At 71.0% G+C, this 26,937-nt stretch carries 18 protein-coding genes; 9 read left to right on the forward strand and 9 right to left on the reverse strand.

Going from position 1 to position 26,937, the window contains the following annotated elements; translation table 11 throughout:
- Positions 1 to 938, forward strand: a 938-nt coding sequence (locus ABZS54_RS31390; protein ID WP_355543662.1) for a glycosyltransferase family 4 protein, incomplete at its 5' end; no start/stop codon positions are given.
- Positions 939 to 1,210: 272 nt separating this feature from the next.
- Here the strand turns inward: ABZS54_RS31390 and ABZS54_RS31395 are convergent.
- The 3 genes from ABZS54_RS31395 to ABZS54_RS31405 form a co-directional block, all read right to left on the reverse strand.
- Positions 1,211 to 2,359 (reverse strand): glycosyltransferase family 4 protein, encoded by a 1,149-nt coding sequence (locus ABZS54_RS31395; protein ID WP_355543665.1) that lies wholly within the window; start codon positions 2,357 to 2,359, stop codon positions 1,211 to 1,213.
- Positions 2,356 to 3,432: a GNAT family N-acetyltransferase gene (locus ABZS54_RS31400; RefSeq protein WP_355543668.1), complete on the reverse strand. Its 1,077-nt coding sequence runs from the start codon at positions 3,430 to 3,432 to the stop codon at positions 2,356 to 2,358. The genes ABZS54_RS31395 and ABZS54_RS31400 overlap by 4 nt, the downstream gene beginning before the upstream one ends.
- Before the next feature lie 74 nt (positions 3,433 to 3,506).
- Entirely contained in the window at positions 3,507 to 4,433 is a 927-nt protein-coding gene (locus ABZS54_RS31405; RefSeq protein WP_355543670.1) for a polysaccharide deacetylase family protein, read from the reverse strand.
- A 339-nt stretch (positions 4,434 to 4,772) separates the two neighbouring features.
- On the opposite strand from ABZS54_RS31405, the gene ABZS54_RS31410 reads away from it, so the two are divergent.
- The 5 genes from ABZS54_RS31410 to ABZS54_RS31430 all read left to right on the forward strand — a co-directional run bounded on the left by ABZS54_RS31410 (position 4,773) and on the right by ABZS54_RS31430 (position 10,782).
- Positions 4,773 to 6,389: a GNAT family N-acetyltransferase gene (locus ABZS54_RS31410; RefSeq protein WP_355543673.1), complete on the forward strand. Its 1,617-nt coding sequence runs from the start codon at positions 4,773 to 4,775 to the stop codon at positions 6,387 to 6,389.
- Entirely contained in the window at positions 6,389 to 7,960 is a 1,572-nt protein-coding gene (locus tag ABZS54_RS31415; protein ID WP_355543676.1) for a GNAT family N-acetyltransferase, read from the forward strand. The genes ABZS54_RS31410 and ABZS54_RS31415 overlap by 1 nt, the downstream gene beginning before the upstream one ends.
- Positions 7,957 to 8,772 (forward strand): polysaccharide deacetylase family protein, encoded by an 816-nt coding sequence (locus ABZS54_RS31420; RefSeq protein ID WP_355543679.1) that lies wholly within the window; start codon positions 7,957 to 7,959, stop codon positions 8,770 to 8,772. Before ABZS54_RS31415 ends, ABZS54_RS31420 begins: the two co-directional genes overlap by 4 nt.
- Complete coding sequence (locus ABZS54_RS31425) at positions 8,765 to 9,922, forward strand: glycosyltransferase (RefSeq protein ID WP_355543682.1); 1,158 nt, start codon at positions 8,765 to 8,767, stop codon at positions 9,920 to 9,922. Before ABZS54_RS31420 ends, ABZS54_RS31425 begins: the two co-directional genes overlap by 8 nt.
- An 86-nt stretch (positions 9,923 to 10,008) precedes the next feature.
- Positions 10,009 to 10,782, forward strand: coding sequence for a sugar transferase (locus tag ABZS54_RS31430; protein WP_355543685.1), 774 nt, complete (start codon positions 10,009 to 10,011; stop codon positions 10,780 to 10,782).
- Between the two features lie 59 nt (positions 10,783 to 10,841).
- Here ABZS54_RS31430 and ABZS54_RS31435 read toward each other — a convergent pair whose 3' ends face one another.
- From ABZS54_RS31435 to ABZS54_RS31455, 5 genes are all read right to left on the reverse strand, one after another.
- Positions 10,842 to 11,024, reverse strand: coding sequence for a hypothetical protein (locus ABZS54_RS31435; protein ID WP_355543687.1), 183 nt, complete (start codon positions 11,022 to 11,024; stop codon positions 10,842 to 10,844).
- Between the two features lie 129 nt (positions 11,025 to 11,153).
- On the reverse strand, positions 11,154 to 13,730 hold the full coding sequence (locus ABZS54_RS31440; RefSeq protein WP_355543690.1) for a right-handed parallel beta-helix repeat-containing protein: 2,577 nt from the start codon (positions 13,728 to 13,730) through the stop codon (positions 11,154 to 11,156).
- Entirely contained in the window at positions 13,727 to 14,020 is a 294-nt protein-coding gene (locus ABZS54_RS31445) for a hypothetical protein (RefSeq protein ID WP_355543693.1), read from the reverse strand. Before ABZS54_RS31445 ends, ABZS54_RS31440 begins: the two co-directional genes overlap by 4 nt.
- The gene (locus ABZS54_RS31450) at positions 13,909 to 14,787 is read right to left on the reverse strand and encodes a hypothetical protein (protein WP_355543696.1); all 879 of its coding nucleotides are present in this window, start codon (positions 14,785 to 14,787) and stop codon (positions 13,909 to 13,911) included. Before ABZS54_RS31450 ends, ABZS54_RS31445 begins: the two co-directional genes overlap by 112 nt.
- Positions 14,788 to 15,402: 615 nt before the next feature.
- Positions 15,403 to 16,458, reverse strand: a complete 1,056-nt coding sequence (locus ABZS54_RS31455) for an O-antigen ligase family protein (protein ID WP_355543699.1) — start codon at positions 16,456 to 16,458, stop codon at positions 15,403 to 15,405.
- Between the two features lie 90 nt (positions 16,459 to 16,548).
- Between ABZS54_RS31455 and ABZS54_RS31460 the strand changes: the two genes are divergently transcribed.
- Positions 16,549 to 17,175, forward strand: coding sequence for a NeuD/PglB/VioB family sugar acetyltransferase (locus ABZS54_RS31460; RefSeq protein WP_355543701.1), 627 nt, complete (start codon positions 16,549 to 16,551; stop codon positions 17,173 to 17,175).
- Here the strand turns inward: ABZS54_RS31460 and ABZS54_RS31465 are convergent.
- Positions 17,168 to 18,103 carry an NAD-dependent epimerase/dehydratase family protein gene (locus ABZS54_RS31465; protein ID WP_355543704.1) on the reverse strand — a complete coding sequence of 312 codons (936 nt, stop codon included), beginning with the start codon at positions 18,101 to 18,103 and terminating at the stop codon, positions 17,168 to 17,170. The two genes, ABZS54_RS31460 and ABZS54_RS31465, sit on opposite strands and share 8 nt — an antisense overlap.
- A 232-nt stretch (positions 18,104 to 18,335) precedes the next feature.
- Between ABZS54_RS31465 and ABZS54_RS31470 the strand changes: the two genes are divergently transcribed.
- Positions 18,336 to 21,563 carry a DUF4082 domain-containing protein gene (locus ABZS54_RS31470; protein ID WP_355543706.1) on the forward strand — a complete coding sequence of 1,076 codons (3,228 nt, stop codon included), beginning with the start codon at positions 18,336 to 18,338 and terminating at the stop codon, positions 21,561 to 21,563.
- Positions 21,564 to 21,806: 243 nt separating this feature from the next.
- Positions 21,807 to 26,555 (forward strand): DUF4082 domain-containing protein, encoded by a 4,749-nt coding sequence (locus ABZS54_RS31475; protein ID WP_355543709.1) that lies wholly within the window; start codon positions 21,807 to 21,809, stop codon positions 26,553 to 26,555.
- Positions 26,556 to 26,937 lie beyond the last annotated feature (382 nt).

Below are 26,937 nucleotides of genomic sequence, written 5' to 3' on the forward strand. Positions count from 1 at the left end.
CCGGCGCGCGGCTGCGGGCCGTGCGCGAGGCGCACCGGGCCGGGCCCGGGACGCCGTGGACCAAGACCGACGCTTGGACGGCGGCGCTGGACCGAAGGGTGTGCGCGCGCGGACTGCTCGGCCCGCGCCGCCCGGTGCTGATCGTGCAGACGCTGCCCGCGTTGGTGCCGCCGGCGGGAGTGCGCTACGGCGTGTACACCGACCGGGTGGGCCTGGAGGGTGCGGCGGTCGGCGGTGTGCACCGATCCCGGTACACGGACGGGTGGTTGGCCCGCGAGCGACGCCTGTTGCTGGGCGCGCACCGGGTGTTCGTGATGGGACCGAGCACGGCGGACGTGCTGGTCGCCGAGTACGGCCTGGCCGGAGATCGGGTGCACGTGGTGGGCGCGGGCACCAACGTGGAGCCCGCGGCGGTGGATCCCGGCCCGCGTGCCGCGGATCCGCCACGGCTGCTGTTCGTCGGGACGCAGTGGGAGCTCAAGGGCGGCCCGACCCTGCTCGAAGCCTTCGCGCGCCTGCGCGCGCGCGACCCGCGCCGGACGCTGACCCTGGTCGGCAGCGGCCCGGACGGTCCGCTGCCGCCCGGCGTGCGCGCGCTGGGCCGGGTGCCGCACGCGGCGATGGGCGCCGTATACGACGAGGCGGACGCGGTGGTGATCCCCACACACATGGAGGCGTTCGGGATCGCCTTGGTCGAGGGCCTGACCCGGGGACTGCCGTGCGTGGCCTCCACGGTCGGCAACCAACCGTGGATCGTCGGCGACGCGGGGATCGCCGTGCGGCCGGGGGATGTGGACGCGTTGGTCGCGGCGCTCTCGCGGCTGACCGACGACTACGTCGCGTTCCGCGCCCGGGCGCTTGCGCGCGGTGCGGAACTTCGTATGTCGATGACGTGGGCGTCGGTGGCCGAGTGCATCGTGGCCGAGCTGTGTGTGTGAGGCTTTGGCGTGGTGGGCTCATGCGCTTCGGCCGGGGTGTGGGTGACCCGGCCTTCGGCCGAGGTGGCCTCAAGCGCCGGCCGGGCTGGGTGGCCTCAAGCGCCGGCCGGGCTGGGTGGCCTCAAGCGCCGGCCGGGCTGGGTTCGCCTCATGCGCCGGCCGGGCTGGGTTCGCCTCATGCGCCGGCCGGGCTGGGTTCGCCTCAAGCGCCGGCGGGGCTGGTTGGCCTCATGCGCCGGCCGGGCTGCTTGTTGCGTTAGGGCGCGTGGTTGCTATTGGCGGCGCCGAAGTGCTGCGCGTTCGTAGACCTGGGCGAAGCCGTCGAGCATGTGTTGGCGGGTGAATCGGGCCAGGGCTCGCTCGCGGCTTGCTGCGCCCATTTGGGTCCGCAGCGCGTTGTTGGTCAGCAGTTCGCGGCACGCCATTACCAGCCCGCCCCGGTCGCCGGCGCGCAGCAGGCGCCCGGTGACACCGTCCGCGACCACGTCGGTCACGCCGCCCACCGCCGTGCCGACCACCGGTACGCCCGCCATCATCGCCTCGGCGACCGCGAGCCCGAAGCCCTCGTAGTGCGACGTGGACAGGAACAGGTCGGCCGCGTCGAAGGCGTCGCTCAGCCGCGCCAGCGGCGGCACCACCCGGACGTGCTTGCCGACGCCCAACTCCTGGATCAGCGCCGGGATCTCCGGCTCCTGACGGCCGATTACCAGGAACACCACCGGCGGGCCCGCGTCGCCGAGCTTGCGCACCACGTCCGCGCCGACCCGCACCATCAGCGGGATGTTCTTCTGCGTCGCCCGGCCGACCCCGACCACGACCAGCGCCTCGCGCGGGATGCCCAACTCGGCGCGCAACGCCAGGCCCGCCGCCGGGTCGGGTACATGCACCGGAACTCCCAGCGGCACCAACGGGATGCGTTCCGGACGCCACCCCACGATTGCCGCGGTCGCATCGCGCACGTGCGTCGAGTGTGCGAACGGGCGGAACCCGGCCGCCTTGACCATGCCGACCTCGATGCCGTTGGTCAGCCGCGAGTGCAGGCCGTCCTTGAGCGGCTCGTGCACCTCCAGCACCCGGGGCGTCCCGGGGGAACCGAGAGCGGAGGGCAGCGACAGGCGGGCCGTGCCGCTGTGCGCGTGCAACACGTCCGGACGCAACTCGCGCACCCGGGAGGCGATCCGCAGGCCGAGCCGGATCTCGTCTCGAGGCCGTGCGGGCCCTTCGTGGTCGAGCGCGTGCACCGTGAGATTCGGCCCCAACTCGTCGAGTCGGTCCTCCTCCCACGCCGGCCTGGCGATGATCGCGTGGCAGTCGAAGCGCTCCGGGTCGAGCCCGGCCAGCACCTGCCGACTCACCTGCGGGATTCCACCGCCGACGCTCAGCCGCCACACCACGTGGACGAGCCTGATGCGATGCTTCACGCTTCCCCCCGAACCGGCCGTAGCCGGTGATCCCTGACCCGGCGAGCCGCGGACTTCGCGCCCAACAGCGCGCCGCCCGCCCCCCGGGCCACCAGCCATGTCGTGTCGTATCGATCGGTCGCACCGAATCGGTGCTTGAACTCCTCGGCCCCGCGCAGGAAGTCGAAGGTTCGCACGCCGCGGGCGGCCAGCGCGGTGAGCGTCTCGTGGAACAGCACTGTGCCCAGACTCGCCTTCGCATACGCCGGATTCCAGCCCAACTGGTAGTAGGCGAAAGTCTCCTGCCACAGGAACCCGTACAGGATCCCCACCGGTCGGCCCGCCGGATCGCGTGCGACCAGTGCGCACGGCCCGCGATCGGCCTCGGCGCGTGCCGCGAGCGCCGCGTGCAATGGACGCCGGGTGGCGTCGAACGCGCTCGACCCGCCGATCGCCTCCCGACGCAATCGATGCAACCGCAGCAAATCGTCGAACAGTTCAGGCGTCATCGCGTCGGGTGCAACCCAGTCGAAGGTGATCCCGTCGTCGGCCAACTTCCGCGCCTTGCGCCGCACCCCCTGCCGATGCCGGGCCGAGCCGAGTGCGGCCGGGTCAGCAGGCATCACCGGGCACGCGGTGCGCTCGATCTCGCGTGCGCCGGGCGGCAGGAACGGATCGCCGGTGGCGGCATCCAGGTGCGGGAAGAGCATGGTGCGCCGCCGGGCGAGCGAGGCCAGCCACGCCCGTACGTCCTGGTACCGGCGTGGATCGACGGCGAATCCGCAGTGGTCCGCGGCGCCCGGCCCGGTGCCCAGCAGCGTCCAGCTCAGCACGCCCCCGGGCAGCCGCGGGTGCAACCGCTCACGGGTGCGCAGCAGCGGTACGACCGCCTCCGCGGTGCCGTCCTCGGCGCGCCACACCGCCACCACCGCGCGGCCGGCCTGCTCCCGACCCAGCGACTCGGTCCAGCCCAACACCCAGTCGGGCGTGGTGAAGTACGACGTCCCGGGCGTTGCGGCCGCCAGCGCGCGCCAGGACGGGACGAGGGCCGTCAACTCGCCGGGCGAGCGCAACAGCGTGGGCAGAGCAAGCACGGTGATCTCCCCTGTTCTGTCCGTCGACCGGATCCGCGCATCGCCGACCCGAACAACGCGCCGATTCAAGCAGGTCAACGGCCGCCGCGCAGCGAATGCAGGGCCGGATGCAGTCCGGACAGGATCGTCGCGAAGCGATCCGGGCGGGTGTTCGACCCGACCCGCAGGCGGGAGATCCGCAACGCGTGGTTCGGCAGCCGCGGCCCGAGCCGGTGATCGAACAGGAACCCGGTGCGGTAGCCGAGTTCGGCCAACAACCGCTCGGCCCGCACGTCCCAGTTCCCGTTCGGATACGCGAACGAACTCGGCTCGCGGCCGAGCAGCTCGGCCAACCGTTCGTGTGCCCGCACCACTTCGGCACGCACGTCGACGTCGGCGCATCGGTCGAGCAGCGGGTGGGTGAGCGAGTGGTTCTCCACCCGCACGCCGCCCGACTCCAGGGCGCCCAGGTCCGCGCCGGTCAACTGCGGGGTCCGCACCGGCTCCCGGCCCTCGCGCAACGCCGCGAGCAGGCGCAGACGCCGCTCCTGCGGCACCGTCTTCAGGTACGCCACCCACCCGCTCGGCGAACGCTCGGGCTCACCCGCCACCCGCGCCCCGGCGGCGACCAACCGATCCGCCTCGTGCCACCAGAACGGTGTCCGGGAGTCGATCGCGGAGGCCACCACGTACGCCACACCCGGGATACCGCGCTCGCGCAGCAGCGGCAAACCGTGCTCCAGGATGCTGCGTTCCCCGTCGTCGAAGGTGAGCAACACCGCCTTGGCGGGCAACGCGCGTCGCGTCGCCAGCGCCGTCTCCACCTCGTCCAGGGACACCGGCCGGGCGATCCGGCGCAGCCGGTCCAACTGCCGTGCGAACGTGTCCGGATCCGAGATCCCGTGATACCCGAGTACCGCGAGCCGCAGCCGGGCGCGATGCGCGAACCACACCTGCGCCGGGGATCGGCGCAGCAACGCGTCGCCCCCGGACCGTACCGAGCCCACCATCGAACCGCCCACCCAAGCCTCCCCAGCCCCGCGGCTCCCGTTGCCGGAACCGTAACAGCGGGGTCACGTCCCGTCAGCCGGTCGCCGAACGTGCGCCCACACCCGGTCACCCGGCAACCGTCCACCGGTCACATCGGGGCCGGGGCCGAGCCCGGCTCACGAATCCCGGATATCGGGGAGCATTACGGACGACTCGTGGACGGATTGCGAAACACCCTTCACGCGTGACCCATCCGGCCTAATCTGGTCGGCGGGCGACTCGTGTCCCGGCCGTGTGGGGGCGGGGGACACCGGTTGGGCACAAACGTTCCGATGCTGCTCACATCGGGACCGCGAGGTGGGGGCCGGGCGATGGTCAATCGTGCATCGACCCTGCGCGCCGAGGAGATCGATGCCGATCTGGCTCGCGCATGGGACGAATTGGTGGTGGGACGGGGGGTCCAGGCAGACGTCTTCGATACGCACGCGTGGACGTCCTCGTGGGTGGCGAGTCGCCCCGAGCGGGCCGAACACGTGCGGATACCCGGCGTATTCGCAGCCGGTCGCCCGCTGGCCCTGCTCCCGCTGGAACTCGACTCGGCCGGCCGCGCGCACGAACTCGGCCGCGGCCAACGCGAACGGACACGTGTCGTGCTGGGCACCCCCGAGCCGCGGCCCGCCGTACTGCGCCAACTCGTCGGGGAATTGCTCCGGATCGGCATCCGGGAACTGACGCTGCATCGCATGCCCAGCCGGGACCCGGCCACCCATGCCCTCCTGGCCGCGCTGCGCGAGGCGGGATACGCGGTGGACGCCCGCGAACGCATGACCGACATGATCGAGGCCACCCCCGACGGCTGGGCCGGCTACCGAGCGCGACACCGAGGCTTCGACAGCGCGATCGCACAGACCACCCGGCGGGCCGGCCAACTGTGGAAACTGCGGGTGGCGGCATTCGGCGCGCCGGGCACCCCGCCGCTCACGGCCGGCCTGGCCGACCACGACGAACTGTTCGACCTGAGCTGGAAGGGCCGACTCGGCGCCTCGCCCGAGCGCCGCCGGCTGCTCACCCAGGCACTGGACGCGCGTGGGATGGCCCGGCTGTACGTGCTCTACGCCGACGACCGTGCCATCGCGTCCTGCCTGGGCGTGCGCGTCGGCCCGGTCGTGCACTGGCACACCGTCGCCTACGACCCGGCCGCCGCGCTGCTCTCCCCGGGCAATGTGGTGCATTGGCGGGCCCAGGAACTGGCTTTCGCCGAAGGCGGGTTGGCCTTGATCGACCTGCTGCCCGGTGAAAGCCCGCTGAAGGACCGGATCAGCACCGAACGACCCGCCCTGCTGGACGTGTGCGCCGCCCGGGTGCCCCGCCGGGTACTGCCGCTGCTGCGCGGCGCCCGCGAGGTGCAGCGCGCGGTCCCGATCGCTGCCCGAGCCCGGGTCCGCAGCCTACGGGCGCGGGTGGCCACGGTCGACGCCGGCACCTCCGGCATCGCCCGCCGGCTGGAGGCCAGACCCGCGACCGACATCCCGATCCGGGCCGGCGTCGAACTGACCTTGGACCAACCCACGCTGCGCCTGCTCACCGTGGCCTGTGCGCGCAAGGGCCCGCAGGAGATGCGGGCCGACTGGGGACCGGACGACCGCTGGTACCGGATCGGCGCCGACCCGCTGGCGGTGGCCCGTGTCGACCACCACGAACCCGTACCCACCCTGCGCGAGGTCGTGCGCTACGACCCGACCTACACCCTGGAGGCGATCGCGCTGATGCTGGCCGACCTGCTCGCGTCGCCCGTCCGCTACCTGGACGAGGTGCCCGTGCGCGACCCGCGCCTGCGCTGGCCCCGCACGTGGAGCCCGCCCACCGCCGGACTTGCCTCGACCGGACCCGCCTCGACCGGAGCCGGCCCGGTTGCGACCGGGACCGCCGGGACCGCCGTCGCCGGGAGCGACCCGCGCGCGGCGCTCAGCCGCGGCGAGGGGGCCTGATGCGGGCCCGCCCGATGCACCCGCTGGAGATCGATCCCGCGTTCGCCGCGTCCTGGGACCGGCTGGTGGCCGCCCGGGGCGTGCACGCCGACCCGTTCGACACCCACGCGTGGTTCGCCTCCACCCTGCACGGCCACCACGACCCACTCGACGACATCCGCGTGGTGTCCGTGCTCGACGACGCCGACCAGCCGCGCGCGCTGCTGCCGCTGGAGCGGATCGGCGCCGAACGCTGGGGGGTCTTCTCGGCACACCGCAGACCCCGCAGCCACGTGGTCGTGCACCCCGACGAACCGCACGGCGCCGACTCGATCGCCGACGCCCTCGCCCGCACCGGCATCCGCGAACTGCGCCTGCATCGAATGCCCAGCCGGGACCCGGAGACCCACCGGCTGATCGCCGGACTGCGTGCGTGCGGCTACACCGTCTCCGCCCGGGAGAAGGCCTGCGACATGCTGGCAGGCGTCGAAGGCGGCTGGGCCGGCCACAAGGCCCGTTTTCGCAGCTTCGACCGCTACGCGCATCGCTTCGCCGCCCGAGTGCGCGCACACTGGGACCTGACCGTCGAGGAGACGGCCGGCGTCGCGCACGAGCGCGACTTGGACGCCGGATTCGCCATCTACACCGATCTGTTCGCACGCAGCTGGAAGGGCCCGCTGCAACCCGCCGCCGCCGAGGCCCGCCGCGAGCTGATCGCCCGCGCCGCCCGGCACGACTGGGCCCGGCTGTACATCCTGCGCGTGGACGGCATACCCGCGGCGATGCACCTGTGGTTCCGCCTCGGCGACGTGGCCACCTGGCACTCCACCGCCTACGACGAACGCTTCGCCGCGCTCGGCATCGGCACCGTGGTGCAATGGCAGGCCCAGGAAGCCGTGTTGACCGAACCCTGGCCCACCGGCAGCAGCCCGCGCCTGGTCGACCTGATGCCCACCCGAACCCCGCAGAAGTTGCGACTCGCCCCCGAACGCCCCGCCCTGTGGGACATCGAGGCGATCCGTGACCGACGCCTGCTGGCCGCCACCCTGCCCGCGCGCGGCTTCGCCCGGGCCACTCGGATGTCGGTCGAACAACACCTGCGGGTTCGCCGCGCCAAGGCCGCCGACGAGGCGCCGACCCTGGTCGCCGAGACGGTGATCCCGCCCGCGATCAACCCACACGGCGAAAGCGGTCACAAACTCGACCCGGTCCACGAAGCCGGCGTCGAGGACAACCGACCCATCGCGCTGGCGTGCGGCTACCGAGGCACCGACGTGGTCGACGGCGGCCGGGCCCGCGGCGAGACGTGGTGGCTGGTCGGCGAGGAGCCGCACACCCTCGTGCATCTGGGCGCGGACCGCACCGTACACACGGTCGCCGCGCTGGGCACCGACCGCGACCGACCACGCGCGTGGAAGCCCGATGAGCCGGTGCGCAGCGTGGCCACCGCCCTCGGCGAAACCCTGCGCCTGTACCTCCTCGACCCCGCCGGCGGCGCCGGCACCCCGCTCCGCCAGGAATGCGAACCGGTCCCGTGGCCCCTCGCCCGCACCGGTCCCACCCGGCTCACCTCGAAGGGCACCACCCGATGACCGCCATCAGCGGCGACCGCGTGCGCGCCACGCTCAAGCGCGGCCTGGCCGCCACAGCCCTCGGCCGCGACCCCGCGCCCGGTGCGACGCTGCTCATCTACCACCGGGTCGGCGGCGGCAGCCGCGACGAACTCGACCTGCCCGCCGACGCGTTCCGCGCCCAGCTCGACCTGCTCCCACCCGCGCACGTGGTCTCCCTGGACACCGCCGTGGACCGGCTCGCGGCCGGCGACCCGACGCCCTCGATCGTGCTCACCTTCGACGACGGCTTCGCCGACGTGTACGCCAACGCCTGGCCGGAACTGCGGGCCCGAGCCCTGCCGTTCACCCTCTACCTCGCCACCGGCTGCATCGGCGAACAGATGCGCTGGGAGGGCTCCACCGGCACCAGCGGCGGATCCGCCGCGCTGAGCTGGGACCAGGTCGCCGAACTGGCCGACTCGGGCCTGGCCACGATCGGCAACCACACCCGAAGCCACGCCCGTCCCGAGGCACTCACCGCGACCGAACTCGACGAAGCCTCCGACGACATCGAACGCCGACTCGGGCTACGCCCGGCCCACTTCGCCTATCCGTGGGGGATCGCCGTCCCGGACATGGAGCACGCCCTGCGCTGCCGGTTCCGCAGCGCGGCCACCGGCGTGCTCGGCCGCAACCTTCCGGGCTGCGACCCGATCCGGCTGCGCCGGGTCCCGGTCCGGCGCACCGACCCGCCCGCGTTCTTCCGCGCCAAACTCGGCGGCCGGCTCGTGCAGGAACGCGCCTACGCGGCCGTCGTCGGCCTGGGCAAGAGGGCCGGTGCACATGCGTGAGCCGCGCGGGCCGGGCGGTCGACCCCTGCGGGTCGCCCACCTGACCACCATCGACATGAGCCTGGCTCTGCTTTTGCGCACCGAGCTGGAGGAGGACGTCGCGGCGGGCTTCGAGACCTTCGGGATCAGCGCCGCCGGGCCCTACGTTCCCGAGATCGAGGCGCTGGGCGTCAAGCATGTACCGCTGAACTCGCTCACTCGTGCCTGGAGTCTGCGCAGCGACGCCGCCGCCGCCGGCGAACTGGTGGGCACATTGCGCCGATTGCGCCTGGACGTGCTGCACACGCACAACCCCAAGACCGGTGTGTTGGGTCGGATCCTGGGCCGCGCCACGGGCGTTCCGGTGGTGGTCAACACCTGCCACGGTCTGTGGATCCGGCCCGGCGACCCGTGGGCCCGCCGGGCGTTCGTGCTCGGCACCGAGGGCCTGGCCGCCCGCGCCTCGCACGCGGAGCTGTACCAGAACGCCACCGACCACGCGACGCTGCGCCGGGCCGTGCCCGGTTGGCGCTCGCGCGTGGTGGGCAACGGTACCGACCTGACCCGTTTTCGACCCGATCCCGTCGCTCGTGCGGACGTTCGGCGGGCACTGAACGTGGCCGAAGACGAACTACTCGTGGGCGGAGTCGGGCGGCAGGTCGCGGAAAAGGGCATCCTCGAATACGTGGAGGCAGCCGGACTGCTCGCGGGCAAGGCCCGATTCGTCTGGATCGGACCGGAGGACCCGGACAAGGTCGACGCGGTGTCCCGTGCCGTACACGGCTCCCGAGTCGAATTCGTCGGTGCGCGCTCGGACATGCCCGCCGTGTACAACGCGCTCGACGTGTTCGTCCTGCCCTCGCACCGCGAGGGCTTCTCACGATCGGCCATGGAAGCCGCCTCCTGCGCGTTGCCCATGGTGCTCAGCGACATCCGCGGCTGTCGGGAGATCGGCACCCACGGCGAACATCTGCTCCTTGCGCCACCCGGCGAGCCCCGGTTGCTGGCCGCCGCGATCGACCGCCTGATCACCGAACCGGACCTGCGCGCCGAACTCGGCGCCGCAGCCCGGCTGCGCGCTCTGGCCGAATTCGACCAGCGCAGGGTGGCGGGCATCTCGATCGACACCTATCGGGCCGTGGCCGGGCGCCGCGGCCTGGGCTGGACTTGACCACAGCGGGCGACGGCCGGTGAGGGAGACACCGCCGGCGCCCGAAGGACGCCACACCGAACGCCACACCAGGGGAGGGGCATGGCATGCGACGACTGTTCGACATCACCGTGGCCGTGCTGGCATTGGTTCTGATGGGACCGGTCCTGCTCGCGATCCACGTGATGATCCGCGCGAGCATGGGCGGGCCGGTACTGTTCCGCCAGACACGCAGCGGCCTGCACGGCCGCGACTTCGAGATCCTCAAGTTCCGCACCATGCACGACCCGCGCTATCCGGACGAACCCGACGCCACCAGGATCACCCGCACCGGGCAACTGCTTCGCACCACGAGCCTGGATGAACTGCCGCAGCTGATCAATGTGTTGCGTGGTCACATGGCGATAATCGGGCCGCGACCGACGCTGCCCGCCCAGGTCGTGCACTACACGCAACGCCAGCGCGGCCGGCTCGACGTGCGACCCGGACTGACCGGCTGGGCACAGGTCCAGGGGCGTAACGCGCTCAGCTGGCCGGTGCGGATCGAATACGACCTCTGGTACGTGCGCAACCGCAGTGCCCGGGTCGACCTGGCCATTCTGTGGCGCACGATCGGCGTGCTGCTGCGGCCGACCGGGATCACCGCCGCCGGCGGGGTCAATCCGGGCTTCCCGGTGCCGGTCGCCGGCCTGCCCCAGGAGGATCCGGGTCGCGAGTGCGCGGTCCGAACCGGCACCGTCCGCCAGGACCGTAGTGAGACGTTCCCGCTGCCCAGGCCCATTGTCTGGTCCGCGCCGATCACCCACTCCCCGGTCGACCCGACCCGAATGTTGCCACCGCAGCGGCCGGCGGGCGACTCGTTGGCCGAAGAGGTCTCCTGAGGCCGAAGCGGCTCGATGTGCGGATGTCCGTGCCCGATCGTGGGGATCGAGCACGGACATCACGCCGTCCGGCCCCGGTGGCCCGGTGGCCCCGGTGGCACCTGGACCGGCTTGTCCTGCATGGGCGCCGCCTGGGCGACCGGCTTGCGGTGACCGCCGTCGTCGCCGCCGAACTCGATCGCGGAGGCGATGGTCACCGCGGCCAGACCGGCCGCCGCGAGGGCGGGCATGCCCAGACCCACGGTCCGCACCCGGCGGCCGGGTCGGAGCGGCCGCCGGGGAGCACGGACCGAGCGCGCGAACGCTTGCCCGAAATCGGGTTCGCGGTTGGCAGTTCGGCCATTTCGTGCCTTTCGGGTCGGTTCGGCCGCTCACGCCTGATCGGGGGCGACCGGGACGAGATCGGGAAGGTCGGGGGCCCGCAGCGAGACCAGATCCTCCGGAGTCACCTCGGCCACCTCGGAGATCCGCCGGGCGTGCCGCTCGGTCATCTCCTGGAAGGCCTGCCGCGCGGAACGCCCGTTGCCGAACCGCCGATCGCGCGGGACCGACTCGAAGTAGTCCAACAGGCCCGCACGGGCCGGCTCATCCAGCGTGTACTCGTAGGCCGCGGCCTGGTGTTCGACGATCCGGACCAGGTCGGCGGAGGCGTAGTCGTCGAACACGACGGTGCGGTTGAAGCGCGAGTCCAGGCCGGGGTTGGAGTCGATGAAGCGGTGCATCTCGTCCGGGTAGCCGGCGACGATCACCACCACGTCGTCGCGGTGATCCTCCATCAACTTGACCAGCGTGGCGATCGCCTCCTGGCCGAAGTCGCCGCCGCCCGCCGAGGTGAGCGAATATGCCTCGTCGATGAACAACACGCCGCCGAGCGCCTTGCGGAACACCGCCGTGGTGCGCGGCGCGGTGTGTCCGACGTACTCGCCGACCAGCGCCCCGCGATCGGCCTCCACGAGATGACCGCGCGTCAACATCCCGAGCGCGGCCAAAATCCGGCCGTACAGCCGGGCCACCGTGGTCTTGCCGGTGCCCGGATTGCCCGCGAACACCAGGTGCCGGCTCAGCGGCGGCGGGGTCAGCCCGGCCTCCTCACGGCGCCGGACCAACTGCATCAACTGCACCAGCGTGGCCACGTCGTGCTTGACCCGGGCCAGCCCGACCAGATCGTCGAGTTCGGCCAGCAGTGTGGTCAGGTCCGCGGGCGACTCGCCCGGGTGGGCCGGCTCGCCCGGCCCGGTGCCCGTCGGCGCCGGCGCGGTTCGCCCCGAAACCACGGTGTCCACGACCCCGCGCGCCACACAGTCCGCGAACACCGCCGCCGTGTCGTCCGGATCCTCCAGGGTCGCGTCGCTCGGACAGTCCCGAAAGGCACAGTCACGCAGCGCCGGCGCGGCCCCGGCGGCCACGTACACGGCCGGAAAGGCCGAGCCGCCCACCACACAATCGGTGAACTCACCCTTGGCGCCGCCCTTGAGGTAGATGCCGTTCTTGCCCGCGCCGGTGAGGATCCCGCCCCGGACCACCGGCGCCGCGTCGGTCCACACCACCATCGCCGAGCCCGCGCTGTCGGTCACCGTGCAGTCCTGGAACCCGGGCGCCGCGCCCTCGTGCACGACCACCCCGGCGGTCCCGGCCCGGACCACCCGGACCCGGCGCAGCGTGGGCCGGGCACCGGGGCCCACCTCGATCCCGGCCCGCCCGGTGGTGCCGAACGCGCAGTCCTCGACCTCGACGTCCAGGTCCCGCTCCAGCCGCAGTCCGGTGCCGCAGCGGTGCGCGGCGGAGCCGGCCAGCCGGGCGCTGCCGGTACCGCCGAGGTGAATGCCGGTCATCTCGGCGCTGCGCACCAGGATCCCGTCCGCCACCACGACGGCCGCGCCCGCCAGGCACAGGCCGTGTTCGGGTGTGGGACCCAGGACGATCGCGGCGAGTTCGCCGTGCGCGTGCTCGTCCAGGTGCACCGCGGTGAACGCGGTGTCCGCGATGGCGACCCCGTCCAGGCCGACTCGGGCCGAGCCGCGCGCGAAGACGCCGTTGGCGCCGGTAGAGCGGATCACCCCGCCGACCACTTCCAGGCGGGACTCCTCGTCGGCGACCACGCCGCTGAGCGTGGCTGCCACGATTCGGGAGTCCGACACGCTCGCCGAGGCCCGGCCGATCGCGGCCAGCCCGGAAGCGCCCGCGCGCTCGATCGCGCTGCCGCGCACGGTCAGCCTGGCTGCGCCACGCACGAGCACCGCGTCCTCGCCGCTGTCGGCGCAGCGGCACCCGTCCAGGGCGACCGCCGACTCGTCCTCGGCGAGCACCGCGTTGTGCGTACAGCTCAGGAAAGCGCAGCCGCGCACCTGGACGGTCGCCGAGTCCCGCACGCCCAGCCCGACCACGGCCTCGGTGATCACCGAATCCGCCAGGGTGACCGTGGCCGAGCCGGCCAACAGCACGCCCGGGCCGTCCACCGCGAGCACCCGGCAACCGGTCATCGACAACCGCGCCTCGCCGGACACGGACACACCGGCCACCGCGGCGCCGGAGATGCGGCAGCCGGTCAGCCGCACCCGGGCGGCGTCCTCGATCTCCAAGCGGCCGCCCACGATCCGGCACTCGTCGAAGGCGACCTCGGCCGCGCCGGCCACGCGGACGGCCGGCGCGTCCGCGTCGGCTGCGATCAGGACAACGCCCTCGACGCCGGCCCGGACTCCGCCGGTCACGGTCAGCGCGACGTCCTGAGCCCCCGTCAAGCGCACGCTGCCGGGCCCGTGTTCGGCGACCAGCACGACGGCCCGATCGAGTACCACGTGTTCGCGGTACTCACCGGGGGCCAGCAGCACCCGCCCGCCGACGGGCGCGGCGCGGATCAGGTCGGCGATCGTGTGCCGCGTGCCCGTGCCCCGATTGGCGCGGTAGCCGCGATTGCCGCGGGTGCCACCGCGGTTGCCGAACACACTCACGGCTGCCGTCCGTTCTCGGGTGTGGGGTGGTAGAGGTACTTGTTGTTCAACCCGAGCCAGTTCTGGAAGAGCTTGTTGATCTGCGCGTCGATGAGCTTCTCGCCGAACTTGATCCCGAGGTCCAGGAGTCCGGCCTTGCGCCAGAATCGGCCCGCCATGTAGGAGTCGAGGCCGAACTTCAGCGCGCCGGGACCGAACGCACCGGTGGCCGGCGAGCCCAGCGCCGCGACGCCGCCGAACTTGAGGGCGTCCAGGCCGTAGTGCTTGACACCGTTCTTGTCGCCGAACATCGCGGCGTTGATCGACCCGTTTCAGCCGGCGGGCGGCCCGCGAAGGCCGGATGTACGCCTCGGGCCACGCCGACCGCGCCGTCGGGCAATCGCCGTGCGAGCTGCGCGGTCAGCGCGTGACCGAGATCGCGTCCGGCCGCCGAGTCCCCGGCAACCGCGAGTGCCGGGGCCACCGCCGCCAGATCGAGCAGCACGACATCGGCGTCGAGCAAACCGACCACGACCGGCAACGCCGCCCGCGCATCCGGCTCGGGCGCGCCAAGATCGGTCACCGCGGCCGACCACAGCAGCGGATCGTCCGCATCCACCGACCAAGGCCCGGTGACCTCCGGCGCCTTGGCCGCCGCGAGCCGTACCGACACCCGCTCGTCCGCCAGGACCACGGCCCAGGGTTCGACGCCCGCCGAGCGCGCCTCGGCCACCGCGCGGGTCGCGCGATCGAACGTCTCGGGCGCACCCAGGTGCCGGGTCAACGTGGCCACCCCGCGTCGATCCCGCCGCCACGCGACGAACGGCGCCGCGAATGCCCGCCCGGTCGCCACCACCTGCTGCCACAGCCCTCGGAACAGCCCTCGCAGGCCCGCCCGTCGGGCCAGCACCCGCACCAACACCAGGACCAGCACCGCAAGTTCGAGCAGTGCCAGCCAGGCGATGCCCCGGTTGCCGCTCCAGAAGTCCGCGCCGAAAGGATTCGCCGCCGTTGTGCTGCTGATCGTGCCCTCCCACGGAACAGGTGAGGCCGAGGCCACCCGAGGATCAGTGAGCATTGAAGCAGTCGCGCAGCGTATTCGAAAGACCTGAGGCGATATTGCGGAAAGGGCTTTCCGAAATCATCCGACACCGTTTCGGGGGTATGGAAGGACATCGGCACACCGCGTCGACCTCATGGTCGACCGGCCCCGTGCCCACCTGGTGTAAGGGCTTGACCTGCACGTATAACGGGATGCGCAGGGCTCGTACACACCTGCGCGGCAGCGGCCCCCCGGACCGCCCGTCCCGCTTTCTCATTCTCTGGAAAATCCCGCAACGAACTCGAAACGGGATTCCGGCAATCCTGCACGCGGATCGACAAACCTGCGAATCGACGTGACATTCCCCTTGCCTGGGAAATATGTGCGCCCGTGTTGCGGCGATTCCACAAAATAGACGTGGAGTCGCCCGCGCGACACGGATCTGAGCATCATCTGAGGTTTCGCACTCCTGAATACGGGCGAGTCGGGCATCACGTCTAAAAGCCCCAATGCGCCCAGTTGGGAGAATTCCACCGCGCATCGGCCGACCCGCAGCCGACCCGAAACCGACCCGCAGCCGACCCGAAACCGATCCGCAGCCGACCCGGAAGCGGCCCGCGGCCACCCCGGAACCGGCCCGAACGCCGTGCGCTACAAGCCCCCGCGCGCCAACCTTGCCCGCAACTCCGGGTCCGGACCGGCCGTAGCCGCTCCGGTCAGCAGCCCGACCGCCACCAACACCACTGGAAACTCGGCCACATAGTCGATCGACGCCTGCACCACGAACGCGGTGAACGTCGCCGACCCGACCACCACCACCGCAACCGGCTGCGGCGAGCGCCACAACCGCACGTACACCCACCCCACCAGCGCGACCAGACACAGCGCGCCGGGCACTCCCTGCTCGGCGCTGTGCCGCAGCCACAACGAGTGTGCCGAGTGCACATCCGCATCCGAACTCGCGGTCGGACTGTTCGTCACGAACATCCCCGGACCCATGCCGCGCAGCGGATGACTGTTCGTCAGATGCACGCCGTCGCCCCACAGTTGCACCCGACGCTCGGTCAGCCCCGCCTGGGCGGCGCCCTTCAGGCCACCTGTGCGAGTACCGAGCGCCCCGAGCACCACGGTGCCCAGCGCCACGCCGACGACACACACCGCCGCCACCAGTACGACCATGCCCTTGCGATACGCCGACGCCGACAACAAGCCGGCCAACAGCACGACAACCGCGCCCACCGCCGCCGCCACCGAGCGCGTCGCGAACGCGGCAAGTACCAACAACCCTGCCAATACCAGGATTTCGCCTCGACGCCGATCGGATACGGCGAACAGGGCGGTCAGGCACGCCCCACCCACCGCCTGCGCAACCAACGCGCCGTTCGCGTTCCCGTAGTGCAACGGCGGCGCCGTCGCATCCCCGCTCAACGCGCCCGGCCACAACACCAACATCCCCGCAACCGCGCCGGCGACCACCGCCGGCGCAAGTAACGCGCAACGCGCGCCGAGCAACCGCCCCAGCACATACCCGCCGACCGCGGCCAACAGCGCGAGCAAGAACGCCTCCGGCTCGCCGGCCCGATTCGCCGCCGCCACCAGCGCCCACATCGCGGTCGCCGCGACCACGGCCGTACCCAACAGGTCAAGCCGGGACAGATACCGTGCCGAACTCCGGACCTGCTGGTCCCGTTCCCGGTCAGTCCCCACCGCACAACCCGCTTCCGCTCGACGATCCGGACCCACCCGTACCGCGCCCACGTGCGCGTGCGCTCATCCCGGCCGTCCGACGGTGCCAGGATGTCCCCCATGCCGCTCTACATCTGCGGGGCCGGCGGCGTCGGCCGCGAAGCCCTCGACGCCGCGCTCGCCACCACGCTCACCGTCACCGCGTTCCTCGACGACGCCCGCGCCGGCGAGAAGGTGCGCGGCCTGCCGGTGCTGCGCCCGAGCGAAGTCGACTTTGGCGACTACCTGGTCGGCATCGCCGCCCCGGCCGCCCGCGCCCGACTGGCCCTCCTGCTCGACGAACGCGGCCTGCGCGCGGTCACCCTGGTGCACCCGCGCGCGGTGATCTCGCCCGAGACCGTGATCGCCGCCGGCTGCCTGATCCAGGCCAACGCGCACATCTCCAGCAGCGTCACCCTGGGCCCGCACGCGCAGGTCCACTACAACGCCACCATCGGACACGACGCCGTGCTCGACGCACGCGGCACCGTGTATCCGGGCGCGAACATCTCCGGCAACGTGCACCTGTGCCAGGACGCCACCGTCGGTAGCAACGCCGTGGTCCTGCAAGGGCTGACCGTCGGCGCCGGCGCCTTCGTCGGCGCGGGAGCCGTGGTCACCCGCGACGTACCGGCGGGCACCACCGTGGTGGGCTCACCCGCTCGACCGCTACGCCCGCGCGAGGACCGGCTCAGCTGAGCCGAGACCGGAACCACGCGACCGTCTGCGCGAGCCCGTCCCGCAACTCCACCGGCTCCGCGGTCGGGAACAGTGCGCGCAGCCGCGACCCGTCCGCCTGCGAGTCCCGCACGTCGCCGGGCCGGGGCGGCACGTGTTCGACCCGGACCGGCCGCCCGAGCACCTGCGTCAACAGGTCGATCAACGCGTTCAGCGAAGTCCGCGAACCGAACGCCAGGTTGACCGGGATGTCCGAGACCACCCGGCGCAGCACCGCGTCCGTGAGCACCGCACAGACGCTCCCGATGTTGGTGAAGTCGCGCGTCTGCTCACCGTCGCCCTGCACGGACAGCGGCCGACCGGCCAACGCCGCGTCCACGAACCGCGGAATCACCGCCGCATAGGCGTGATCGGCCGGCTGGCCGGGGCCGAAGACGTTGAAGAAGCGGAACGGCAGCACCGGCAGGCCGTAGCAGTTGCCGTACGCGAGCAGATACGACTCGGTGGCCAACTTGCTGACCGCGTACGGGCTCAGCGGCGCGGTGCGCATGTCCTCCCGCTTGGGCAATTCGCGATTGGCGCCGTACACCGACGACGAGGACGCGGCCACCACGTGGATGTTCCCGGCCCGCCGAGCCGCCTCCAGCACCTCGAGGGTGCCGGTCGCGTTGGCGTGATGGCTGGCCAGCGGCGCCTCCACCGAGCGCGGCACCGACGGCAACGCCGCCAGATGCACCACCGCATCCGCGCCGGCGAACGCGTGGTCGAGCAATTCCGGCTCCAGGATCGATCCCTGATGGAACGTCACCTTCAAGCCGGCCAGACTCTCCAGCGACCCCGTGGACAGGTCGTCGACCACGTGCACGTCGCGCACGACGTCGTGGTCCTGCAACGCGGCGGCCAGATTCGAGCCGATGAAACCGGCGCCGCCGGTGATCACTACCTTCACAAAGTCCCCCCGGACCGTCGTGCGGAACCATCCCCGCCAGAGCCTGTGTTTCGAACTCCCCCAAGTCCGACCCGAGGCCGGCCCGCCCCCGGTCCCCGCACTGTACCCACGGCCCGCTTCACGAGAGGGCAAAACCCGGACAACAGGCCGGAACGTGCGCCACACTTTCCCCTATCTCGGACCCGGGACACCGCCCCGGTTACCGAAGTTGGGGTGGGGGACACTCATGAACATGCCCAGGCTGCGGCTGCGCAGAGCAACGATTCCGACGCTGATCGCGTTGTTGCTCGCGCTGACCGTCGCGGCACCGAATACACCGAAGGCATCCGCGGGGCCGTGTGACGCGCCGGTCACGAACGCGGTCGCCTGTGAGAACAGCAAGACCGGCAACCCGCGTACCGAATGGGACGTCAGCGGCGCCGGCAGCAGCTCCATCCAGGGATTCTCCACCGATATCAGCGTCAACGCCGGTGGCCAGATCAAGTTCCGGATCGACACCACCGCGAGTTCCTATCGCGTCGATATCTACCGGCTCGGTTGGTACAACGGCAACGGCGCCCGCAAGGTCTACACGATCCCGGCGTCGGCGGTGACCCCGCGTCAGCAGTCGAACTGCGACACCGACAACCTGGTGACCGGGCTGATCGACTGCTCGAACTGGACCGACTCCGCGTCCTGGACCGTACCGGCCGACGCGGCATCGGGCTACTACATCGCCAAACCCACGCGCACCGACGGCACTTCCGGAGCGAGCCACATCCCGTTCGTGGTCCGCAACGACGCATCGCACTCGGCGCTGCTGATGCAGGCATCCGATACCACCTGGCAGGCGTACAACGCGTACGGCGGCAACGACCTCTACACCGGACGGCCGGTGGGTCGGGCGTACAAGGTCAGCTACAACCGGCCCTTCACCACGCGCGCCGACAACCCCGCGGACTCGTTGTTCAACGCCGAGTTCGCGATGCTGCGATTTCTGGAGCGCAACGGCTACGACGTCACGTACTCGACCGGTGTCGACACCGATCGACGCGGCCAACTGATCACGAACCACAAGGTGTTCCTGTCGGTGGGCCATGACGAATACTGGTCCGGCCCACAGCGGGCCAACGTCGAGGCAGCCCGCGACGCGGGCGTCAACCTCGCCTTCTTCTCCGGCAACGAGGTGTTCTGGAAGACCCGTTGGGAGAACGGCGGGATCAACGGCAACGGACCCGACCACCGCAACCTGGTGGCGTACAAGGACACCCACGCCAATCAGTCGATCGACCCGCTCGGCCCGTCCGTGTGGACCGGCACCTGGCGCGACCCGCGATTCTCGCCGCCCGGTGACGGCGGCCGGCCGGAGAACAACCTCACCGGCACCATCTTCACCGTCAACTGCTGTACGACCGACATGAACGCCAACGGCGCGGACGGCCGGCTGCGACTGTGGCGGAACACCCGCCTGGCCACCCTCGGCCTCGCCGCACAAACCACACTCGGAAGCGGAACCCTCGGCTACGAATGGGACTCCGACCTGGACAACGGCGCCCGACCCGCAGGCCTGATCCGGCTCTCGACCACGGTCAAGTCCGGCATGTCGGTGCTCCAGGACCAGGGTTCGACCTACGCCGACGGCAGTTCGACGCACAGCCTGACCCTGTACCGCGCACCCAGCGGCGCCCTCGTCTTCGGCGCGGGCACCGTGCAGTGGGCCTGGGGCCTGGACGTCTACCGGGTCGGCGCCAACGGCACCGTGGACACCGCGATGCAGCAGGCCACCATCAACCTCTTCGCCGACATGGGCGTGCAGCCCGGCACGCTGATGGCCGGCATGGTCGCGGTCGTCAAGAGCACCGACACCACGCCGCCCACCTCGACCATCACCGCACCCACCAACGGCGGCAGCCTGCCCGCCAATGCCAACGTGACGATCACCGGCACCGCCACCGACACCGGCGGCAAGGTCGGCGGCGTCGAGGTCTCGGTGGACAACGGTGCCACCTGGCACCCCGCCACCACCGGCCGGGACAGCTGGACCTACGTGTTCACCACCGGCCCGGGCGGCTCGCTCACCATCAAGACCCGGGCCACCGACGACAGCGCCCGCACCGAGACCCCGTCCGCCGGCGTCACCGTCACCATCGGCGGCCCGCCGCAACCCGTCGTGTGCCCGTGCACCCTGTGGACGCCGACCGACCAACCCTCGTCCGGGCCCGACCCGGACACCGCCGCCACCGAACTCGGCGTCAAGTTCCAGCCCGACCGGGCCGGCTTCATCACCGGAATCCGCTTCTGGAAGGACGCCGCGAACACCGGCACGCACACCGGGACGCTGTGGTCCTCGTCCGGCACCCGACTGGCCACCGCCACGTTCATCGGCGAAACCGCGTCCGGCTGGCAGCAGGTGGGCTTCGATCAGCCCGTACCGGTCACCGCCGGCACCACCTACGTGGCGTCCTACCAGGCGCCCAACGGCAGGTACAGCGCCGACCAGGGCGGCCTGACCAACGCGCACATCCGCGGCCCGCTCACCGCGCCGGCGAGCAATACCGCCGGCGGCAACGGGGTCTACCGCTACGGCACCGGATTCCCGACCTCGACCTGGAACGACGCCAACTTCTGGGTCGACCCGGTGTTCACCACCTCCAACACCACCCCGACCGGCCCCGCACCGGTGGTCACCGTGATCAGCCCGGCGGACGGGGCGAACTTCGCCCCGGTCGGCGGCAACCTCACCGCGACCTTCGACCTCGCGGTCCAGCCCGCGACGATCGTGTGGTCACTCACCAAGTCGGACAACAGCACCGTCGCCGGCACCGCGAGCTACAACGCCGCGACCAGGATCGCGACGTTCGATCCGACCACCGACCTGACGCCGGGCGCGTCGTATTCGGTCACCCTCAGCGGCGCGCAAACCGCCGAAGGCACCCCGATGGCGCCCAGATCGTGGTCGTTCACCACGGCCGGCAGCACGCCGCCGCCGACCTGCAACCCGTCCTGCACGATCTGGCCCGCCACCGCGACGCCGGCCGTGCTCTCCGACACCGACACCACCGGCATCCAACTCGGCGTCAAATTCAGCAGCACCGTGCCCGGCAGGATCACCGGACTGCGGTTCTACAAGGGCCCCGGCAACACCGGCACGCACACCGGAACGATCTGGTCCACCCAGGGCAGCATCCTGACCAGCGAGGTCTTCAGCGGCGAAACCGCCTCGGGCTGGCAACAGGTGAACTTCACCCAACCGGTCCAGATCGCCGCCAACACCACCTACGTGGCCTCGTACTACGCCCCCCAGGGCCGGTACTCCTCCACGGAGGGCGGGTTGACGTCGGCCGGCGGCACCGGGCCGATCAAGGCATCCGCGTCCGGGAGCGTCGGCGGCAACGGCGTGTACGTCTACGGGACCGGTTTCCCCACCAGCACCTGGAACGACAGCAACTACTGGGTGGACGTCGTCTTCACCACCAACTAGCCAACAGCGGTGCCGGATCACCCAATGGACCCGGCACCGGGCATGCAACCGACCGACGCACCGCGGTGCCGGGTCACCCCAGCGACCCGGCACCCGGTGCGGCACCGGCACCGAACCGGCAGCCGGCGGTACCGATCCGCCGGCGGCCGCCTCGGGAAGCGCACGGCGACCCGGCTTGGGCGCGCCGCTCGCCCCTCCCGAACCCACGAACCGACCGTCATGCCATTGAGGAGCACCAACTCGATGAAGGCTGCCCGCGCCAGGACCAGATCGGGTCACCGACAACGCAGAGGGACGTGGACGAGCATCGCGTTCGCCGCGATCGGCGCGTTGTTGTTCACATTGTTCGCACCGATCACCGCGGCGCAGGCCGCACCATGCAGTCCGTGCTCGTTGTTCGCCGGCGCCACCCCGAGCGGCGCCGTGACCGACACCGACGCGGTGGCCGTCGAGGTCGGGGTGCGCTTCAAACCCGACAGCAACGGCACGATCACCCAAATCAGGTTCTGGAAGGACGCCGGCAACACCGGCACCCACACCGGCCGGATCTGGAACACCGCGACCGGCACCGCGACTTCGGTAACCTTCATCGACGAGAGCGCGTCCGGCTGGCAGACCGCGATCTTCACGACCCCGATCCCGGTCGCCGCCGGGTCGACCTACATCGCCTCCTACGTCGCGCCGGTCGGCCGCTACACGGTCACCGACAACTTCTTCGCGACCGACCACACCGTCGAGCAACTCGTTGCCCCGGCGAGCAACGGCAACCAGGGCAACGGCGTCTACACCTACAACCCCGGCGGCGGCATGCCGACCGACTCGTACCAGGCCGGCAACTACTGGGTGGACGTCTCCTTCGTCCCCGGCGCCGACACCACGCCGCCCACGGTCACCCAGACCACCCCGGCCGCGGGCGCCACCGGAGTGGCCACCGCCGCACCGCTGTCCGCGGCCTTCAGCGAGCCGGTACAGCCCGCCACCGTGCAGTGGGCGGTCACCCGGACCGGCGGCCCGGCCGTCGCCGGCACCGCGACGTACAGCGGCAACACCGCGACCTTCCAGCCCACCTCGGCGCTCGCCGTGTCCACCGGCTACACCGTCACGGTCACCGGCGCCAAGGATGCCGCCGGCAACACCATGGCCACCAAATCCTGGTCCTTCACCACCGGCACCGGCAGCAGCCAGTCCGTGGAGACCAGCATCTGGACCGGCCCGGTCAGCCCGAGCACGCCCAACCAGACCGACAACAACAGCGTCGAGGTCGGGGTCAAGTTCCGCACCACCACCGACGGCCAGATCAAGTCGATCAGGTTCTGGAAGCTCACCGGAAGCACCGGCCCGTACGCGGTCAGCCTCTGGGACAAGAACACCCAGACCCGCCTGGCCACCGTGCCCAACGTGAACCGGACCGGCAGCGGCTGGCAGACCGTCGATCTGCCCACCCCGATCACCGTGCACGCCGGCGTCACCTACGTCGCGTCCTACTTCGCGCCCAACGGCAACTACCCGGCCAACACCGGCTCGTTCTCCCAGCCCGTCGGCAACTCGATGATCACGGCCCTGGCCGACGGCGTCGACGGCGGCAACGGCGTGTACAAGTACAACGCCGGCAGCGTCTACCCGACGGACAGCTGGAACGGCAGCAACTACTGGGTGGACGTGGTCTTCAGCACCAACGCCGAGGACACCGTCGCCCCTGCGGTCACCGACATGACGCCGACGCCGAACGCCAACGGCGTGCTCTCCGGCATCCAACCCTCGGTGACCTTCAGCGAACCACTCAAGCCCACGGGCCTGAGCTTCGTGCTCAAGCGCAACGGCACGGTCGTGCCCGCCGAACTCGAACTCGACAATCCGACCACACCAACCCAGCTCACCCTCAAGCCGAACGCCGAACTGGCCTACGGCACGCCGTACACACTCACTGTGAGCGGCATCAAGGACCGCTCCGACAACGCGATGTCGGATGCCACCTGGACCTTCACCACCGGCCAGGCCCCGCCGACGCCGCCGTGCGACGCGCCCAACACCGGCCCGATCCTGGTGATCAAGGCCGACTCCAATCCGTTCAGCTGCTACTACACCGAGATCCTGCGCAGCGAGGGCCTCAACTCGTTCGCGGTCAAGGACGCGAGCGCGGTCACCGCTCCCGTACTCAACGGTTACACCACCGTCGTGCTCGGCGACTTCGCACCCTCGGCGCAACTGGTCACCGACCTCACCACGTGGGTCAACGCGGGCGGCAACCTGATCGCCATGCACCCGCGCGCCGCCCTGGCCGGTCTGCTGGGCCTCGGCACCTCCGGCGGCTTCCAGGCCAACCAGTACATGAAGGTCGACAGCGGCACCGCCGCCGGCGCCGGCATCTACAGCCAACTGAGCATGCAGTACCACGGGCCCGCCGACGTCTGGACGGTTCCCGGCGGCGTCGGCACGGTCCGGGTCGCGGACCTGTACACCCGCACCGGCACCACGCCGCTCGGCCCGGCCGTGACCACCCGCACCGTGGGCAGCGGCACCGCGTCCGCGTTCACCTACGACCTGGCCCGCTCGATCGTGCAGACCCGCCAGGGCAACCCGGCCCAGGCCGGCGTCGAGAACGACAACTTCTCCGACAGCGGCGGCCCGCTGATGCGCGCCGACGACATGTTCTATCCGGACTGGATCGACCTCAGCCGGGTCCAGGTCCCGCAGGCCGACGAGCAGCAGCGCCTGTTCGCCAACCTGATCGAACTCGGCAACCGCGCCAAGGCCCCGATCCCGCGGACCTGGTACCTGCCCGGCAACGCCGCCACGGCTGCGCCCGACCTGCTCAAGGTCGTGATGGTCTCCACCGGCGACAACCACGGCCAGAACCTCAGCGACATGCAGGGCAGGGTGACCCGCTACAACAACAACAGCTCCGACCCGGCCTGCGCGAGCCCGATCGCCGCGCTGCGCGACGCCGCGGTGCGCAACTGGAAGTGCATGCGCGGCACCATCTATGTCTGGGGCCCGGGACCCCAGGGCACCCAGGCGCCCTCGGTGTCCGACGTCCAGAACTGGACCGCACAGGGCTTCGAGATCGCCCGCCACGTGGACGAGAACGGCAGCTGCCCGCAGCTACGCGCAGGCGCGTCCCAGACGGACATCAACGCCGAGCTCGGCGCGGTGTACGAGAACAGCCTGGACGACTTCACCCGCTATGCGCCCCTGAAGCCCACCACCAACCGCACACACTGTTTGACCTGGCCCGACTGGAGTTCGAACGCCACGATCGCCCGGGCCAAGGGAATCCGGCTCGACACCAACTACTACTACATGCCGGATTACTGGAAGAACACGTGGGGCGGGCCGCTGATGAAGGCGAGCCCCGGCTTCTTCACCGGTTCCGGCTTCCCGATGCGATTCACCGACCCTAGCGGTCAAATGATCGACATCTACCAGGGCACCACGCAGATCAACGACGAATTCCAGCAGGTCTACCCGGACACCTTCGACCAGCTCGTCAACGGCGCCAACAACGACGGCTTCTACGGCGCGTTCGTGATGAACAACCACACGGACTCGGCGAACGCCAACGGCGGAGTGGGCAACGTGGGCCAGCTCGACATCGAGCAGGCGCTGATCGCCTCGGCCAAGGCGAAGAACGTCCCGATCGTTTCGGCCAAACAATTGCTGGACTGGACCGACGCCCGAAATGCCTCCACGATCACCGGCCTCAACCGGGTCGGCAACTCGGTCACGTTCACGGTCAACCAGAACGCGGCCGCGAACAACCTGATGACGATGCTGCCGACCACCGGCTCGGGCGGCACCACCCTCACCGCGCTCTCCCGCGGCGGCTCCGCGGTCACCTTCCAGAAGACCACCATCAAGGGCATCGAGTACGCCGTCTTCGACGGGACCTCCGGCGCTTACACGGCGACCTACGCCAACCCGGTCGCGCCGCAGATCGCCCAGGCCAAGGCGGCCCCGGCGGCGGACGGCTCGGGCACGCTGACCTGGACGACCGACGTGCCCTCGACCACCGAGGTGCAGCTGGGCACCAAGCCGGACCAGCTGCCGATCACCCAGAAGAGCGTGGAGACCGCGGGCGAGCACAAGGTCGCCCTGGGCGCGCTCAAGCCCGACACCACCTACTACTACCGACTCACCTCGGAGAACGCGAAGGGCGAGCGCAGCGTCTGGCCCGCCCCGAACGCCAAGCCCGCCGAGTTCCGCACGCCCAAGGCCGACCGCAAGGCGCCGGTGATCAGTGACGTCTCGGTCAAGACCTGGCCGGACGGCAGCGCCGACCTGACCTGGAAGACGGACAAGCCGACGACCACATCGGTGCTGCTGGGCGACAACCCGACATCGGTCCGACCGGTGTACGCGGACCGGAAGCAGTCGACCACCGAGCACCACGCCAAGCTCGGCCACCTCGGCTCGGGCAGGACGTACGCCTTCAGCCTCGCGGGCGTCGACGCGGCCGGGAACGAAGGGACCTGGACAGGCGGCGGTGGAAAGAAGAAGGACACCGCACGGCTGGCGATGCCCAGGCCGGGTGTCGCCGAGACCGGCGCGTTCGACTTCACCAACGGCACCGTGTCCGGCGGAGCGGTGAGCGGTGACCGGCCGGATGCGCTCACCCTGGACAAGGCTCCGACCGGTACGTACGTGTCGAAGCCGTTGGACGCCGGCCAAATGGTGACGTGGCTGGCGGGTGACTGGCAGGCCGAGATTCCCAAGGGCACCACGCTGCGGGTATCGGTGCGGACCGGAACGACGGCCGTCCCGGACGCGAGCTGGACGCAATGGAAGGACCTGACCCGACCGGGCGACACGGTCGGCAGTGCGTCGCGTTTCCTGCAATACCGGGTGGAGCTCACCGGCACCGGCCGGGCGCTTCCCACGCTGAAGGGCATCGGCTTCACCAACGACGGCACCGTCACGACCACGCCTGCGGTGACCGAGGCGGGCCCGAACACGGTGCCGGGGCCGAAACCCCTGACGGGGAAGGGGCGTTGACCTTCGGCTGATCCCGTGGGGACGGTACGAGCGGCCGGGCCCGGAGCGATTTGGCGCTCCGGGCCCGGCCGTGTACTGTTGCGAAGTCCGCCCGGGAGGCGAGCAAATCCACGATCACCGATTAGGCGATCGGGAATGTGCTCCGCTAAAGTCTGCGGGCGCCGCCAAATGCCTCGGAGAATGTAAATTCCCGATGCCCGAAGCGGTGAGCGAAGCAGGCCGAAAGGACTGCTAAGCTCGAAGAGCCGGAAGCCGGGGAAACGAAAGTTTCGAAGGCGGAAAGCAATGGACGAAAAGCGGGTCGCAGGATCTGCTAGAGTCCGGAAGGCGGAAAGCGCGGAAACGCGGTGGAAGCCGAAAGCGAGGAAAGCGAAGCCGCCGA

This window comes from Embleya sp. NPDC005575, assembly GCF_040605455.1.
Classification (GTDB): domain Bacteria; phylum Actinomycetota; class Actinomycetes; order Streptomycetales; family Streptomycetaceae; genus Embleya.